The sequence below is a fragment of the Streptomyces sp. SID3343 genome (assembly GCF_009865215.1).
Classification (GTDB): Bacteria; Actinomycetota; Actinomycetes; order Streptomycetales; family Streptomycetaceae; genus Embleya.
The window spans coordinates 1-330 of sequence record NZ_WWJX01000549.1 but is presented as its reverse complement, the minus strand read 5'-3'; the positions used below and the strand labels follow the sequence as shown (position 1 = coordinate 330).

Here is a 330-nt window from a genome sequence, read left to right as displayed (position 1 = left end):
ATCGGCCGACAGTACGGCCGCCGCGGCGTCGGCGATGTCGTCGTGTGCCACCGCGCCGACCCGGCCACCGCCGGCCGGGCCGCGGATCGCGCCGTCGGTGCCGGTCATCGCCGGAAGCGCGGCCAGATAGAAGTTGTCCCGCAAAAACGTGAACCGCAGCCCCGACGCCCGGATGTGCTGCTCGGTGAACCAGTGGTCGCGCGCGAACGTGAACGTCGCGTCCGGCGCGGCGCCCACGAAGGAGACGTACACGATCCGCTCGACGCCGGCGGCGACCGCCGCGTCCACCGCCGTGGTGTGCTCGTGGACCCGATCCGGGCTCTCGTGCGC

General features: G+C 73.3%; 1 protein-coding gene. It reads right to left on the bottom strand.

Annotation, left to right across the window (positions count from 1 at the left end; translation table 11 throughout):
* Window positions 1-330, bottom strand: a 330-nt coding sequence (locus tag GT354_RS16875; protein ID WP_161357125.1) for an NAD(P)H-binding protein, incomplete at both ends; no start/stop codon positions are given.